The sequence below is a fragment of the Ruegeria sp. AD5 genome (assembly GCF_056542345.1).
In genome coordinates this window covers 1,196,457-1,213,192 of the sequence record NZ_JBQFZR010000001.1, presented here as the reverse complement: position 1 = coordinate 1,213,192, position 16,736 = coordinate 1,196,457, and the positions used below count along the sequence as shown (strand labels likewise).

Here is a 16,736-nt window from a genome sequence, read left to right as displayed (position 1 = left end):
AGTCTGGAGGAAGTGGACATGTTTAACAAGAAATTGAAGAAAGCAGTACTGTCGGCATCAGCCTTCACCGCCCTGAGCGCAGGTGCAGCCGCCGCTCAAGAGGCCTGCTCCAACTATACGGTTCAGGATGGTGACACCTTGGCGACCATCGCCATTGCCGCCTACGGCACCTCAAACTATCAGCCGATCTTTAACGCTAACCGCAACGCAATCACCAATCCCGGTTCGCTAACCCCCGGTCTGGTACTGGCGCTGCCCTGTGAGGATGGCAGCCTGCCCAACGGTCAGAGCGCGCAAGAACTGATCGCGGCAGAAGAACAACGTGCTGCAAGCGTCAAGCGCTCGAATGTCTACGCGCCTCCGATCAAGATGGTCGCTGGCAACGGTTGGGAACCGTTCACTACTGAAGATCTGAGCGGCGGTGGCATCATGACCCGTCTGGCGACGACAAGCCTTCAGCGTGCTGGTAACAGCCGCGATTTCTCGGTCAGCTTTGTAGATGACTGGAGTTCGCATCTGGACACACTGTTGCCATTGGGTGCGTTTGATATTTCGATCGCGTGGACTGTACCGGATTGTACCAACCGCTCCTATGAGTGGTCTGCAGAGACCGAAGCCCGGTGTACCCAATTTGTCGCTTCTGTTCCGGTGTATGACATTGTCGGAGGTTTCTTCACTTTGCCTGAAAGCGAATACGCAAAGGCGACAGATTTCTCCGACCTTGAGGGCTCGACCGTTTGCCGCATGGCAGGCTGGAGCATGGTGGTGCTGGAAGAACAAGGGCTGAACCGCGAGAACACAACCGTGGTCCAACCCAATTCGGCCCGCGAATGTCTCGATGCCGTATTGACCGGCACGGCAGACGTGGCTGCATTCGAAGTCGATCTGTTTGCCTCGACAATGAAAGACATGGGTTTGACCTCGGCAGATATTGTTGAGAACCCGTATGTCTCGACACTGTCTTCGATGAGCTTCCTTGCACACCGCACCAATCCATTCGCGCGCGAGTACATCGCGATGATGAACAAGGGTTTGATCGAGATGCGCGAATCCGGCGAATGGTACGCGATTATTTCCGACACGCTGCGCGAACAAAATGAAAAGCTGAACGCAGCATCAAACTAATCCCTCGGTCGTTATGACCTTTCTTAGGGGCCGGTCTTCGGACTGGCCCTTTTTTTGTCGGTGGGTCAGAATCTTCAATGATAACGGCAAAGCCAACTGACTAGGCCTCAGACGTGGCGCAGTCAGCATTTGGTCTTATTTGTACATACATAATGATTATTTTTATCCTTAATCGCTCATAAAAGGCGGCCGTCTACGGGAATCCCCGAATATTCAGCGTGAACGATAAGCGTAGGATGAACTCAACTGCACCGGTGAGGCGTAAGCCCCGCCACTCACTCAGAAAGAGGCTGGCTATGGGGGCTGGCCTTTTTCTTTTTCAGGGCATGAAAAAACCGGCCCTCTTCGGACCGGTTTCTTTTTAGGCGTTTATGCAACCCTTGGCTTATCCGATGATCGCATTCAGGGTCGCACTTGGACGCATCACCGCAGCCGCTTTGGCCGGATCAGTGTGGTAGTATCCACCCAGATCGGCGGGTGCGCCCTGCGCTGCCGCCAACTCGGACAAAATCTGTTCTTCTTTGTCCGCCAACTCTTTCGCGAGCGGTGCAAACTCGGCGGCAAGCCCAGCATCATCGGATTGCCCCGCCAAAGCTTCGGCCCAGTAACGAGCGAACCAGTAGTGGCTATCGCGGTTATCCGGCTGGCCGACTTTGCGGCTGGGTGACTTGTTGTTATCCAAAATTCCCTGCGTGGCAGCCTCGGCAGCGGCACCCAGGACGCCCGCTTTGGCGTTGCCCTTGCTGTCAGCAAGGAAGTTCAGGGATTCTCCGAGCGCACAGAATTCACCCATGGAGTCCCAGCGCAAGTGGTTTTCTTCAACCAGTTGCTGAACATGTTTCGGCGCCGAACCACCTGCACCGGTTTCGAACAGACCGCCGCCATTCATCAGTTTAACGATTGATAGCATCTTGGCCGACGTCCCCAGTTCGAGGATCGGGAACAAGTCGGTCAGATAATCCCGCAATACGTTACCGGTGATGGCGATGCTGTCCTTGCCCGCCGTGATAGTTTCCAGCGACTGGCGGGTTGCTTCACGCGGGGCCATAGTCAAGAACTTGTCGGCCACGCCTGCAGCTTCAAGCGCTGGTTTGACATACTTGATCAGCTCGGCGTCATGTGCGCGGTTGGCATCCAGCCAAAAGATCGCCTCGGACCCGGTCAGGCGCTGACGGTCCATCGCCAGCTGGATCCAGTTCTCGATCGGGGCCTTCTTGACGGTGCAGGCGCGCCAGATGTCGCCCTTTTCGACGTCATGGGAATGCAGCGTTTCGCCATTGGCCAGAACGATACGGATTGTACCATCTGCGGGCGCTTCAAACGTCGTCGGGTGCGATCCGTACTCCTCGGCCTTCTGCGCCATCAATCCAACGTTGGCGACGGCTCCTGCGGTGGCTGGGTTCAGTGCACCATTGGCTTTGAAGAAATTGATGGCCTCATCATACACCGGTGCATAGCAACGGTCAGGGATCACACAGTTGGCATCGCCCTTGGCGCCGGTTTCGTCCCAACCCTTGCCGCCAGCACGGATCACTGCGGGCATCGAGGCGTCGATGATAACATCAGACGGGACATGCAGGTTGGTGATGCCACGGTCCGAGTCCACCATATACATCGACGGACGATCCCCTTTAATCGCATTGATTGCGGCGACGATGTCTGCGTTGCCCTGAACCCGCTCAAGCAGGTCCCCTAGACCCGAGTTCGGGTTTACACCCAGCGCGTCCAGCTCTGCACCGAATTTTTCGAACACGGGGGCAAGCCACGCCTTGACTGCATAGCCGAAGATAATCGGGTCACTGACCTTCATCATCGTCGCCTTCATGTGCAGCGAGAACATGGTGCCGTCTTTCTTGGTGTCCTCAATGGCTTCGGTCAGGAACGACGACAGCGCCTTGACCGACATGAATGTTGCGTCGGCCACGGTGCCTTCGGCCAGTGGCCAAGCGTCTTTCAGAACCGTAACGCTGCCATCTTTGCCCACAAACTCAATCTTGGCATCGCCGGCTTGCGCCGCAGTGATCGTTGCCGATTTCTCATTGGCGTAAAAATCATTGCCCGGCATCGAAGACACTTTGGTCTTGCTGTCCGCGCTCCACTCTCCCATCGAATGAGGGTTCTTCTGGGCATACTTCTTCACAGCGCGCGCTGCGCGGCGATCGCTGTTGCCTTCGCGCAGGACCGGGTTCACGGCCGAACCCTTGATGGCGTCATAACGCGCACGGATCGCCTTTTCGTCGTCCGTCGAAGGCTCTTCGGGGTAGTTCGGAATGTCATAACCCTGTGATTGCAGCTCTTCGATGGCTGCCACCAGCTGGGGCACCGACGCCGAGATGTTGGGCAGTTTAATGACATTTGCGTCCGGTGTTTTCACCAGCTCACCTAAAGCAGCCAGATCATCAGTAATACGCTGTTCGTCTGTCAGCTTTTCGGGGAAGGTCGCGATAATACGCCCGGCCAGCGAAATGTCTTTGGTTCCGACGCTGACACCGGCTGCTAACGCAAACTTGCGGATAATGGGCAGGAACGAGGCGCTCGCCAGCTCGGGCGCTTCGTCTACAATGGTATACAATACGTCGAAGTTCGATTTTTCTGCCATATTCCCTTACCTTTTTTAAGCCTTTCAGGGGCGTGCGATCCAAGAGCATGTGCCGCCGTGACATAGGCACCAATCCCAAAGGGGACATGACGGCCCCACGGGTGACTCTGATTTGACAGGGCCTCCCTTAAATGAGGATTGGCTTGGGATCAATCGTATTGAGCGGCGCAAATTGACACGGGACGAATTAGTTTGGGCTGTTGAGTGATATCACGCACCCGGAAACACCAACTCAAATCGCGCACCGGTCTTGGAAGGCCCCAGCAAAATCCGCCCGCCATGTGCCCCCAACAGGTTTGTAACGATGGTCAGGCCCATCCCGGTCCCTCCCTTCTCGCGCGCGGTTGTGAAGAATGGGTTGAAGATGCGGTCCCGATTACCGTCGGATATGCCGGAACCATCGTCTTGGACAACCAATCGACCGAGTTCTGCGTGCAGGACCACCTGCCTTGCCCCGTGACGGCATGCATTGTCCAGAAGATGTTGCAGGGCAATTTTCAGGCCAGAGGCTGCAAGGTTCAATGCCTGATCGCCGCCTTCTATGCTGATGTCCAGTTCGGGAAACGAAGCGCGCAACTGATCGGCAAGATCGTTCAGGCTTGCCTCCCCATGATGTTCCGGCACTCGTGCCTGTGCAACCGTGTTAAGAGCGCTGAGCTGCGTTTGCATCTGATCGCTTGCGCCCAATATCTGTTGCAGCAATGCGTGATCCTGGTCCGAGAGCGTTTCGGCCTCGGCCAACAACTCTCCTGCCGCACGGATCGCGGTGACAGGGGTTTTCAACTCATGCGTGACATGATCTGCAAAGACGCGGATCGAAGCTTCGCGCCGTTGCAGCGTATCCGCCATGCTCAGAACCGAACCGGCGAGGCGCGACAGTTCTTGTGTACCGTAGTGATCGGGCGGCTCGGCGCGTTGCCCTTGTTCAATGGCCACTGAATAGGTCGCCAGCGACGTTATGGGGCGGAGCAGAAGCCGAACCATTAGGTATCCGACCACTCCGGTCGCACAACCGATCACGATCGCCAGCAGGCCCGCAGCGTTTCGAAACCCGATCTCAGGTCCAAGATAGCGCAGCGCTATCAGACCCAGCAGAGACAGTGCGAGCGTACCCGCGAGACCTCCGCCAAGAACAAAACCCAGCGAAGGGCGCCACTTGTGTCTCAGCCCGGCCATGCACCCATCCGCAATCCGATCCCATGCACGGTTTCGATGGCACCGGCCCAGCCCTGATCCCCCAACTTGCGTCGTAAGTTCCGCAAATGACTATCCAGTGTCCTATCCGAGACCGGACTGCCTGCGCCATAAATCGCATCAACCAATTGTGGTCGCGAGACGATGGCGGCGGGCGTTTGCATCAGGCGACGCAAAATCGACAGCTCGGTTGCGGTTAAGGCAAGCGCATTGCCGTCGACCCGAACCGAATGCGCCGACACATCCATTTCAACCGGGCCATGCCGCAGGAGAAGCTCTGCAGCACCCGGTTTGCTGCGTTTCAGGATGGCTTTGATCCGCGCAACCAACTCTCGGGGGCTGAAAGGTTTGGTCACGTAATCATCCGCTCCCAACTCGAGGCCCAAAATGCGATCAATCTCGTCATCACGCGCGGTCAGGAACAAGATTGGTACGTCCGAGCGTGCCCGCAAGCGGCGGCAAACCTCAAGCCCATCGATCTCAGGCAGGCCGACATCCAGCACGACAAGATCAGGCGCTTCCCGCATCGCGTGGGTTAGCGCCATTTGGCCATCGCGGGCGGTAACCGTCTGGTAGCCCGCGCGCTCAAGCGTGATCGAGACCAGCTCTCGCAGGCGTGGATCATCATCCACGACGAGGATTCTCATCTACCTTCTCCGGCATGGGTTCGACGGCCAGATTACGGATCACCCGATCTGCGCGAAAGCCCCAATTCCTCCAATTGTCGACGACCGGAGGGGTTGCGCAAGCGCGTACCCGTTTGTCCTTCAGCAACTCTGCCGCCGCCATCTCATTGAGCTGACATGCGTAGTAGGTATCAAACCGTATCGGATTTTCCAGATTCCAACGGGCGATTAAGGATGAAAAATTCACGAAGCAGCATGCATAGAGCACGCCAATCCCCAGGATCGCAGATCGCAGCAATAACCAACGGTTCGATTTACCCTGCAAAATTTGCCAACCGGTCAGACACAAGCCCACAGCAACCAGCGCCATCCATATTGCCGCATGAACACGCAAATAGGTCAGCCCGTAGAAATCAACGTAAAGCGACAGGCGCATCAGCGATGAGATCACCAGCAGTACATTCTGCGCCAGCCAGAGCATCATCCATCTTGTCAGCCCCTGCCGCTCGTTCAGATAGGGTCGCGCGGCCAAGGCAAATGCGCCCGCCAGCAAAGCTGTGACCAAGAGTGGGTATGCCCCGCGATGAGCATATTCAGCATAGGTCATCCCCTCGGGCAACTTGGCGCTGCCCCAGAGATAAACCATGTCCATCCCCGTTTGCACCGCCAGCAGCAAGTTGAACACCATTAGCGCATTTGCAACGGATTGGGCATTCAGGCCAAAAGCAGGCAATGGGCGCTTGCGTCCGGGGCCAAATCGGGGGGCAAGCAAGTCAGGCCGCAAGGTGACCGCAAGAAAGGGCCAGATCGTGATTGCCGCCCCGATCCAGAATAGCAGTCGGTCGAACCGCAAATCAATTCGCCAAACCCGATCGATCCAATCAGACAAGACCGGATTGGCCGCAACCATCAGCGAAGCAAGGATCAGTGCGCCTCCGATCGGGAAACTCCAGTTGCGCAGTGCACGAAGGGCAACCCCGTCAACGCGGGAAACCGAATGACCTTTCTGAACCGCCTCTATCCCGTGTCTGAGCGCCAATATTGGAAACAGAGACAGAAACCGGCGAACCGAAGCGACCTCATGATTGCCCTGCACGGCCCAACACAGCGCAATGGTCGATCCACCCAGCAAGAAAGCTACGGACAGGGCCTGAACATATTCCACCACTGGAAGAATGCTAAGCAGCAAAAGAAGGGTTGGCCCGACAAGTCCACCACGGCGGCGCAGCAAGGCAAACACTACAGCGGAAACCGCCAACGTAAAGAGTGCGATTGAAAGGCCAGGAGAATGGTCGAAAAACAGAAAATCGGCGAGCGCAACCAGAAACACCAAACCCAAAAAAGCGTGGCGATTGCCTGGTTCCGCTAAGCCATCGGCACGGTTTGGGCCTCGATCAGGGGTGTCCAGCCACCAACTATCTTGTAAAACTGATGCCGGTACGCCGTGCACGATGAACTGTCCCATTTAACTGCTCCTTGTTTGTGTTGGTTCTGTCTGGCCTAGGCAGCTGCAGATCACCGCGTAAGGGTCGTGCATTTTTTGTGCAGAGATGCTTTTAGCGGTGCAGCCTCTTCCCCTTGCGCGTGCCGGTGGCTAAGACGATCTTCCAACCGCAAGTCAGGAGGCCCCTTTGGACCGTATCGCCCGCACCATCGCCACCGAGATTAACGCCCGCGCGGAACAGGTTGGGGCCGCGGTCAGGTTGTTGGATGAAGGTGCGACCGTGCCCTTTGTCGCCCGTTATCGGAAGGAAGTGACCGGCGGCCTGGATGATACCCAATTGCGCACCCTTTCCGAGCGACTGAATTATCTGCGTGAGCTTGAGGCCCGGCGCGAGGCGATTCTGTCCTCGATCAAGGATGAGGGGAAACTGACGGACGATCTGGTGAAATCGATCGCCCAAGCCGAAACCAAGGCGCAGTTGGAAGACATTTATCTGCCGTACAAGCCCAAACGCCGGACCAAGGCGATGATTGCCCGCGAGAATGGTCTGGAGCCGCTGGCCGATGCGATTCTGTCGGACCGGTTGGCTGAACCAGAAGGGCTGGCTGAAGGGTATCTGATTGAGGCTGTCCCCACGACCAAAGACGCGCTGAATGGTGCACGGGACATCATCACAGAGCGGCTTACCGAAAACGCCGCTTTGCTGGGAGAGCTCCGAAACTTCATGCAACGTGAGGCGTTGCTGAGCGCAAAGGTCGTCGAGGGCAAGGAACAGGAAGGTGCCAAGTTCAGCGATTACTTTGATCATTCCGAGCTTTGGTCGAAAACCCCGTCGCATCGAGCGCTGGCAATGCTGCGCGCCTCGAAGGAAGGGATCGTAACGCTAGACATTGCTCCCGAACCCGAAGCGGGCGCCGCGCGGGCCGAGGCCATGGTTGCGGCTCATCTGAACACGCGCGGTGATACTCCTGGTGACAAGTGGCTACGCAAGGTCGCGGGCTGGACATGGCGGGTCAAGCTGTCGCTGTCGATGATGGTCGAACTGATGGCCGACCTGCGCAGCCGCGCACAAGACGAGGCAATTCAAGTGTTTTCGCGCAACCTAAAGGATCTGCTATTCGCTGCTCCGGCGGGGGCACGTCCGACGCTTGGGTTGGATCCCGGCATTCGCACCGGGGTCAAAGCCGCCGTGGTGGATGCAACCGGTAAGGTGGTTGCAACGGATACGCTATATCCGTTTCAGCCCAAGAATGATCTGCGTGGTGCACAAGCGGCAATACTGAACCTTATCGCTACACATAAAATCGAGCTTATTGCCATCGGCAACGGCACAGCCAGCCGCGAGACTGAGCGTTTGGTGGCCGATACGCTGTCGCTTCTGCCCAAGACCGTCAAAGCGCCCACCAAGGTCGTCGTTTCCGAGGCTGGAGCCTCGGTCTACTCGGCATCCGAGCTTGCCGCGCGCGAATTTCCCGACCTCGACGTCTCGCTACGTGGAGCGGTCTCGATTGCCCGCCGGCTGCAGGATCCCTTGGCTGAACTGGTCAAGATAGAACCCAAGAGCATCGGCGTCGGCCAGTATCAGCACGATGTGGATCAGCACCGCTTGTCACAGTCACTGGAGTCGGTGATCGAAGATGTGGTGAACGCTGTGGGCGTGGATCTGAATACCGCTTCAGCCCCCTTGCTTTCTCACGTCTCGGGTCTGGGACCGGGATTGGCCGAGGCGATCGTCACGCACCGAGATATTCATGGTGCCTTTGCGTCTCGCAAGGATTTGCTGAAGGTGGCCCGCCTTGGTCCGCGCGCCTTCGAGCAGTGTGCAGGTTTCCTGCGAGTTCGTGACGGTTCAGAGCCTCTGGATGCCTCCTCGGTTCACCCCGAGGCTTACGATGTCGCCCGTCAGGTAGTGGCAGCATGTGGGCGCGACATTCGCCAAATCATGGGGCATGAAGGCGCGCTGAAAGACCTGCGCGCCGAGCAGTTTGTGAGTGAAACCTTCGGCTTGCCAACGGTTCGCGACATTTTCACCGAATTGGAGAAGCCCGGCCGAGACCCGCGACCCAGTTTCAAAACGGCGTCGTTTACGGACGGGGTTGAGGAAATCACGGACCTGAAGCCCGGCATGGTGCTGGAGGGTACCGTCACCAACGTCGCCGCCTTCGGCGCGTTTGTCGACATTGGCGTGCATCAGGACGGGTTGGTTCATGTCAGCCAACTGGCCGATCGGTTCGTGAAGGACCCGCATGAGGTGGTCAAAACCGGGCAAGTTGTCAAAGTGACGGTGGTCGAAGTCGACGTTCCACGTAAGCGCATTGGGCTGTCCATGCGCAAGGACGGTGGTGCTTCGGCACGCGAGGGCAATGCACTCCGTGGCAAGGGCAAACCGGCACGAACACCCAAGCCAGGGGAACAGCGGCGCAGCCATGGGGGTCAGAGCACCCAGAACGGGGCCTTTGGTGACGCTCTTAGAGACGCCTTCAATAAACGTTAGGCGGCAACCCTGTCATAGGGCTAAATACGAGGCGTGTTTTTGCAAGACCTACATTCACCTAAGCCCCGGCAGACAGAAAGAAAAGCAGGGCGCTAACATTCGGGTGTTGCAACTCGCACCATGATCTGGATGATGCTGGCCCATGATGGCCGAAAAATTCGGCCAACCGTATGAAAATGCGGCCACAACAAAAAATGGGGAGACGACTTATGTCATTCAAAACTCTGATGCTTGCCGCCAGTGCAACGGCGATGATCGCGGCGGGCGCTTCGGCGGAGACGCTGCGATGGGCCCGTGCAGGTGACGCGCTTACGCTGGACCCGCATGCACAAAACGAAGGCCCGACCTCGGCCATGGCGCACCAGATCATGGAAACGCTGGTGATGCGTGATCACTCAGGTGCACTGGTTCCATCGCTGGCGACCGAATGGGCACCATCGGAAGAAAATCCGAATGTCTGGGTGTTCAAACTGCGCGAGGGCGTTACCTTCCACGACGGTGCCGAGTTCGACAGCGAGGATGTCGTGTTTTCGCTGAATCGCGCGATGACGCCGGATTCGGATTACAAGGAACTGTTGGCCTCTGTGAAAGAGGTGCGTGCGCCCGACAAGTTCACGATCGAGATCGAAACTGACGGACCGAACCCGATCATGCCCAACAACCTGACCAACATGTTCATGATGGACAAAGGTTGGGCCGAGGCAAACAACGCTGTCAAGGTTCAGGACTATGAGGGCGGCGAAGACACGTTTGCGGCCAAGAACGCCAATGGCACCGGTCCCTACAAGCTGGTCAGCCGCGAGCCGGACGTGAAAACCGTCCTGGCCGCCTATGACGGCTATTGGGGCAAGGATGAGTTCCCGCTGCAGGTGACCGAGATCATCTATACGCCGATCCAGAACGCCGCGACCCGTGTTGCCGCGCTGCTGTCGGGTGAGGTTGATTTTATTCAGGACGTGCCCGTACAGGACCTCGAGCGTGTAGCCGGAACCGATGGTCTGGACGTACGCACCGCGCCGCAGAACCGGGTGATTTTCTTTGGCATGAACATGGGCGATGCTGATCTGACCTCGGACAATGTGGATGGTAAGAACCCGCTGGCTGATGTCCGCGTTCGACAGGCGATGTCAAAGGCGATCAATCGTGATGCGATCAAACAGGTCGTGATGCGTGGTCAGTCTGCTCCTGCTGGCATGATCTCACCTCCATTTGTGAATGGTTGGGATGAAGATATGGATGCGTCCTCGTCAACCGATATCGAAGGGGCCAAGGCGTTGATGGCCGAAGCAGGCTATCCTGATGGATTCTCGCTGACCCTGAACTGCCCGAATGACCGCTACATCAATGATGAGGCGATCTGTCAGGCAGCGGTTGGAATGCTGGCCCAGATCGGCGTCACAGTTAACCTGGACGCCAAACCGAAAGCCCAGCACTTCCCGTTGATCAACAACCTAGAAACAGATTTCTACATGCTGGGCTGGGGTGTTCCGACTTATGACTCGGAGTACATCTTCAACTTCCTCGTCCATTCGAAGGGCGAAAAGTATGGTTCGTGGAATGGCACACGCTACTCCAACCCGGATCTGGATGCCAAAATCGTGGCCCTTGCCTCTGAAACTGATTTACCCGCACGTGATCAGCAGATCGGTGATATCTGGCAGGTTGTTCAGGATGAACAGCTTTATATCCCGATCCACCATCAGGTGCTGAACTGGGGCATGAAATCGGGCGTGGGCACCATCGTCGAGCCGGAAGATTCACCGAAGATCAAATACTTTGAGATGAACTAAACTATCCTCTGTGATGGTATGCAGGGCGCGGAAACGCGCCCTGTTCTTGTTTGCGCCGTCGGTAACGGACCTGTGATCTCGGCGCAGGAACGGCTTTACGTGGCAGCGAAAAAGCTGGATTGTTTCAGCGCTAACAGGGAGATTTCGCCATGATCCTCAGAAACAGTGCAATCGGCCTGACCATGTTGCTTGCAAGCGCCGCGCAGGCGGCCGAATTTAAGTGGGCCTCGACCACCGATCCGCAGACCATGGACCCTCACGCTGTCAACTCGGCCCCAGTTCTCGGGTTCCTGAACAACGTCTACGAAGGGCTGGTCCGCCGCGGTAAGGATATGAGCGTTGAGCCCGCGTTGGCTGTCAGTTGGGAGTCGATCGGCGACGGCGAAGGATGGCGGTTCAATCTGCGTCAGGGCGTGACCTTTCACGACGGAAGCAGCTTTGACGCGCAAGATGTGCTGTTCAGCTACCAACGCGCCTCGGGTGAGGCGGCGGACACGCGCAGTTGGTTCGCTCCTGTCAGTGACGTCATTGTAGTTGATGACTACACCGTTGATATCATGACCACAGCACCTAACCCGCTGTTTCCGTCATCGATTGCCAACTGGATGATCATGGATCAAGACTGGACTGAGGCCAACGACGCCGTGGTCCCCGACAAAGAAACCGGAAACTACGCCACCATCAACGCCAACGGCACCGGCGCGTTCAAGGTGACCGAGCGCGAGCCGGGTCTTAAGACCGTGTTGGAACCTTATGAAGGCTGGTGGGGGGATGTTGAACACAACATCACCCGTGCAGAATTTAATCCGATCCAAAATCCTGCCACGGCCGTAGCGGCGCTTCTATCGGGCGATGTGGACATGATCAACCCGGTCCCCATTCAGGACGTCGCACGGCTGCAGCAGAACGCAGAGGTCGATGTCATCCAGGGCATTGAAGCGCGTGTGATCATGCTGGGCTTCGACCACGAGGCTGACACGCTGAAATACACAGACGATGCGGGCAAACCCAACCCGTTCCGTGACGCGCGCGTGCGGCAGGCAGTTGCGCAAGCGGTGAATGTCGACGCCATTCTGGCCACGATCATGCGCGGAAATGCCGAGCCCGCATCGCAGCTCGTCAGCCCAGCCATGAGCGGGTTTTCCGAAGCCAACGCCGGACGCCCCGCGTTTGATGTGGAAGCTGCCAAGTCCCTGCTGGCCGAGGCCGGATATGCAGATGGTTTCTCATTTGGCCTGAAATGCCCCAATGACCGCTATCTTAATGACGAGGCCGTCTGTCAGGCCGTCGTTGGTATGCTGGCTCAGATCGGGATCACCGCCGAGCTGGACGCGATGCCAGTGCGGAACTATTGGCCGGAACTGCGCGAAGATAATTACGACATGTACCTTCTGGGCTGGAGCCCCGGTACGTTCGACGCCGAGCATCCGGTCCGGTTCCTTGTCGCAACCCCGAACGAAGAGAAAAAGCTGGGTAGCTGGAACTTCGGCGGCTTCTCGAATGCACGTGTCGATGAGCTGTTGCCGATGATCCAGTCAGAACTGGATGAGGCCAAGCGTCAGGCGATGCTGGACGAGGTTACCCAAATCTATCAGGACGAACACGTTTATGTGCCGATGTATGTCCAGCCGTTGGTTTGGGGCACACGCAGCAATGTCGAGGTCACGCAGCGTCCGGACAACTTCTTTCTGCTGCGTTGGGTGAATGTGAATTGATCGGCGGCAACGTCGCGTTGGGTTGACAGCACTCTCTTGACCATCTGGTCAAGGTCGGCCTAGAGAGACCGATCTACGAGGGAAACATATGTTCGCATATATCGTCAGACGGATGTTCCAGTCCGTCATAGTGCTGTTGGTCGTGGGGTTGGTCGCCTTTTCGATGTTCCGATTTGTTGGCGACCCGATCGACAACATGCTGGGGCAAGAGCGCACGCAGGCCGACATTGACCGCCTACGGACCGAGCTTGGGTTGGACCAACCCTTTGTGGTGCAATACGCCAAATTCCTGCAAGGCGCCGTTCAGGGCAATTTCGGTGTGTCTTATCGCCAGGGGCGACCGGTCTCGACCATCCTGGTGGAGCGCGCTCCGGCGACGTTGGAATTGGCCTTTGTATCCGGCTTTCTTGCGATCACGATGGGCATTGCCCTCGGTGTCTTTACTGCAATCCGACGACAAGGGATCGCTGCCAATGTGATCATGACTGTTTCCTTGATCGGGGTTTCGCTGCCGACGTTCCTCATAGGTATCCTGCTGATCTATGTTTTCTCGGTTGAACTTGACCTACTGCCCAGTTTCGGGAGGGGCGAGACCGTTATGATTGGCAGTTGGTCCACCGGGTTTCTGACGACCTCGGGGCTCAAGGCGTTGATATTGCCTGCAATCACGCTGGGCCTCTATCAAATGACGCTGATCATGCGGCTTGTCCGGTCCGAGATGCTGGAGGTTCTGCGCGCTGACTATGTCCGCTTTGCCCGCGCCCGAGGGCTGTCGGACCGGGTGATCAATTTCCGCCACGCGCTGAAGAACACTCTTGTGCCGGTGATCACCATCACGGGCCTTCAGCTGGGGTCGATCATCGCTTTTGCCATCATCACCGAAACGGTGTTCCAATGGCCGGGCGTCGGCTTGCTGTTCATCAACGCGATCCAGTTCGTGGATATCCCCGTTATGGCTGCCTATCTGATGCTGATCTCAGTGATGTTCGTGACAATCAACCTGATTGTCGACCTTCTGTACTATGCCATTGACCCGCGCCTGCGTGTCGACGCGAGGGCCACATGACCGAAACGATGGAAACCCCGAAAGTCGCGCCTAAATCGCGTATGGCTAAATTCTGGGACAGCGATTTCGCCTGGTCTTTCCGGCACTCTCCGGTAGCCATGATCGCATCTTTGGTCGTGGTCGTTCTGGTGCTGGCGGCGATCTTTGCCCCGCTGATCGCGCCATATAACCCGTTCGATCCAGCAACACTGAACCTGATGAACGGGTTCACACCGCCAGGTACGCCCAATGCGTTCACGCAAGAGACCTTTTTGCTAGGCACGGATGACCAAGGGCGCGATGTGTTCTCGACCATCCTCTACGGGTTGCGCATTTCATTGTTCGTAGGTGCCTCTGCTGTGCTTCTTGCCTTGATCATCGGCGTGATCCTCGGTCTGATCGCTGCGTATTTCGGAGGTTGGATCGAGACGCTGATCATGCGTATCGCAGACGTGCAACTGACGTTCCCGGCCATTCTGGTCGCAATGCTAATCTTTGGGATTGCCAAAGGAATCACTCCGCCGGAATACCGCGATGAGATGGCAATCTATGTTCTGATCATCGCGATTGCGTTGTCGGACTGGGTGCAGTTCGCACGCGTCGTCCGTGGTGCTGCTCTGGTCGAGAAAAACAAAGAATATGTACAAGCCGCGCGCCTGATCGGGCGTGGATCGTTCCCGATCATGTTCCGTCACATCCTACCCAATGTCCTTAGCCCGGTTCTGGTCATCGCCACCATCTCGCTGGCGCTGGCGATCATTGCTGAGGCCACATTGAGTTTTCTGGGTGTGGGCGCTCCCCCGACCCAGCCGTCGCTGGGGACACTAATCCGGATCGGGCAGGGTTTCCTGTTCTCGGGCGAATGGTGGATTTTGTTCTTCCCGGCCTGCACGCTTCTGGCACTCGCCCTGTCGGTCAACTTGTTGGGCGACTGGCTGCGCGACGCGCTGAACCCAAAACTGCGGTGATTTCATGAGCCTTCTGACCATCCAAGACCTCACCGTCGAATTCCCGACCCGCCGCCAGCTGTTTACCGCAGTGGACCACGCCAGCCTTTCTGTAGAACCCGGTGAAATCCACGGACTTGTGGGCGAATCCGGGGCAGGTAAATCCACCATCGGCGCTGCGGTGATGGGCCTTCTGGAACGCCCAGGTCGCATTGCCAGCGGTCAGATTAAGCTGGGCGGCGATAAGATCAGCGGCATCGATGCCGAGGCGATGCGCGGGCTGCGCGGCAAGAAGATCTCGATGATCTTTCAAGACCCGCTTACGTCGCTGAACCCGCTATTTACAGTGCGCGAGCAACTGGTCGAGACGATCCAGGCCCATCTGGGTGGTTCCGAGGCCGAAGCAAGCAAGCGCGCCCGTGATTTGATCGACCGCGTTGGCATCCCAGACCCGGATACTCGGCTGGATCAGTATCCGCACCAATTCTCGGGCGGCATGCGACAACGCGTGGTGATTGCTCTGGCACTTTGCACCGAACCGGATGTGATCATCGCCGATGAACCCACGACGGCTTTGGATGTTTCGGTTCAGGCCCAGATTCTGGACCTGATCAAGGAACTAGCACAAGAGCGTCAGGTGGGTGTCATCCTGATCACCCATGACATGGGCGTGATCGCCGATACAACTGACCGCGTGACCGTGATGTATGCGGGCAAGGTGGTTGAAAGCGGCACCACGGCACAGGTGATGGGCCAGCCGCAACACGAATACACCAAGTCCCTGATCGCCGCCGTACCACGCCCGACGCTGAAACTGCATCGCTTCCCTCAGATCAGCTATGGCGGGCGTGAAACGCGTTTCGCGATCGAGGATATGGCACGCCACTGGCCCAAGGTGGATAACGACGCCAGCAAACCGATCTTTGAAATCCGCAACCTGACGAAGAAATTCCTGCAAAAGCGTGGATTACTGCCTTGGGATCGTAGCTACTTCACCGCTGTCGACAACGTCAGCTTTGACATTCGCGCAGGTGAGGTCTTTGGGGTTGTTGGTGAGTCCGGATCGGGCAAGTCCACCGTCGCGCGGATGATTGCAGGGCTCTATCCTGTGGATGGTGGTGCCATCACCTTTGACGGGCAACTGGTAAGCGATCTGAGTAATCGTACGGTGCAGGAAGAGTACCGCAAGAACATCCAGATGATCTTTCAGGACCCCTACTCATCTCTCAATCCGCGTATGCGGGTGGATGAAATTGTGGCGGAGCCGATCCGCCATCACCGCCTGATGGAAGGTGCCGACGTCAAGCGCCGCGTGGACGAATTGCTGGATCAAGTGGGTTTGGGGTCAGAGGCCGGGCTGAAATATCCGCATGAGTTCTCGGGCGGTCAGCGCCAGCGTATTTCGATTGCCCGCGCATTGGCGACACAACCCCGGTTCCTGATCTGCGATGAGCCCACAAGCGCGCTCGACGTTTCGATCCAGGCGCAGATTTTGAACATCCTGAAAGACCTGCAAGAGCATCTGGGCCTGACCATGCTGTTCATTAGCCACGACCTACCTGTGGTGCGCCAGATGTGTGACCGAGTTGCGGTCATGAAACAGGGACAAATCGTCGAGGTTCAGGACACCAGCGATCTGTTTGCCAGTCCGAAAACAGAATACGCGCAAGAGCTGTTGCGGTTGATGCCGAAACTCGATGACCTGTCGACTGACGGGCTTGGGGTCGGAGCAGAATAGGGCCGCGACACCCATCGCA

Annotated in this window: 11 protein-coding genes; 7 read left to right on the top strand and 4 right to left on the bottom strand. The window is 57.3% G+C overall.

The window, feature by feature from the left end; all coding sequences use genetic code 11:
* The first annotated feature begins 18 nt into the window (after positions 1–18).
* Positions 19–1,125 (top strand): transporter substrate-binding domain-containing protein, encoded by a 1,107-nt coding sequence (locus ACR0JG_RS06045; RefSeq protein ID WP_170393909.1) that lies wholly within the window; start codon positions 19–21, stop codon positions 1,123–1,125.
* Positions 1,126–1,510: 385 nt separating this feature from the next.
* Here ACR0JG_RS06045 and ACR0JG_RS06040 read toward each other — a convergent pair whose 3' ends face one another.
* From ACR0JG_RS06040 to ACR0JG_RS06025, 4 genes are all read right to left on the bottom strand, one after another.
* Positions 1,511–3,724 carry an NADP-dependent isocitrate dehydrogenase gene (locus ACR0JG_RS06040; RefSeq protein WP_480568117.1) on the bottom strand — a complete coding sequence of 738 codons (2,214 nt, stop codon included), beginning with the start codon at positions 3,722–3,724 and terminating at the stop codon, positions 1,511–1,513.
* 210 nt (positions 3,725–3,934) lie between these two features.
* Positions 3,935–4,900, bottom strand: coding sequence for a sensor histidine kinase (locus tag ACR0JG_RS06035; protein WP_480568115.1), 966 nt, complete (start codon positions 4,898–4,900; stop codon positions 3,935–3,937).
* The gene (locus ACR0JG_RS06030) at positions 4,888–5,565 is read right to left on the bottom strand and encodes a response regulator transcription factor (protein WP_480568113.1); all 678 of its coding nucleotides are present in this window, start codon (positions 5,563–5,565) and stop codon (positions 4,888–4,890) included. The genes ACR0JG_RS06035 and ACR0JG_RS06030 overlap by 13 nt, the downstream gene beginning before the upstream one ends.
* Positions 5,543–7,009 carry a DUF4153 domain-containing protein gene (locus tag ACR0JG_RS06025; RefSeq protein ID WP_480568111.1) on the bottom strand — a complete coding sequence of 489 codons (1,467 nt, stop codon included), beginning with the start codon at positions 7,007–7,009 and terminating at the stop codon, positions 5,543–5,545. Before ACR0JG_RS06025 ends, ACR0JG_RS06030 begins: the two co-directional genes overlap by 23 nt.
* 166 nt (positions 7,010–7,175) lie before the next feature.
* On the opposite strand from ACR0JG_RS06025, the gene ACR0JG_RS06020 reads away from it, so the two are divergent.
* From ACR0JG_RS06020 to ACR0JG_RS05995, 6 genes are all read left to right on the top strand, one after another.
* Positions 7,176–9,482 carry a Tex family protein gene (locus tag ACR0JG_RS06020; protein WP_480568109.1) on the top strand — a complete coding sequence of 769 codons (2,307 nt, stop codon included), beginning with the start codon at positions 7,176–7,178 and terminating at the stop codon, positions 9,480–9,482.
* A 209-nt stretch (positions 9,483–9,691) separates the two neighbouring features.
* Complete coding sequence (locus ACR0JG_RS06015; RefSeq protein ID WP_480568107.1) at positions 9,692–11,272, top strand: ABC transporter substrate-binding protein; 1,581 nt, start codon at positions 9,692–9,694, stop codon at positions 11,270–11,272.
* Between the two features lie 149 nt (positions 11,273–11,421).
* Positions 11,422–12,987, top strand: a complete 1,566-nt coding sequence (locus ACR0JG_RS06010; protein ID WP_480568105.1) for an ABC transporter substrate-binding protein — start codon at positions 11,422–11,424, stop codon at positions 12,985–12,987.
* 88 nt (positions 12,988–13,075) lie between these two features.
* Positions 13,076–14,053, top strand: coding sequence for an ABC transporter permease (locus tag ACR0JG_RS06005; RefSeq protein WP_170393893.1), 978 nt, complete (start codon positions 13,076–13,078; stop codon positions 14,051–14,053).
* Positions 14,050–15,000 carry an ABC transporter permease gene (locus tag ACR0JG_RS06000; protein ID WP_480568103.1) on the top strand — a complete coding sequence of 317 codons (951 nt, stop codon included), beginning with the start codon at positions 14,050–14,052 and terminating at the stop codon, positions 14,998–15,000. Before ACR0JG_RS06005 ends, ACR0JG_RS06000 begins: the two co-directional genes overlap by 4 nt.
* 4 nt (positions 15,001–15,004) lie before the next feature.
* Positions 15,005–16,717: an ABC transporter ATP-binding protein gene (locus ACR0JG_RS05995; protein WP_480568101.1), complete on the top strand. Its 1,713-nt coding sequence runs from the start codon at positions 15,005–15,007 to the stop codon at positions 16,715–16,717.
* Positions 16,718–16,736: the final 19 nt, after the last annotated feature.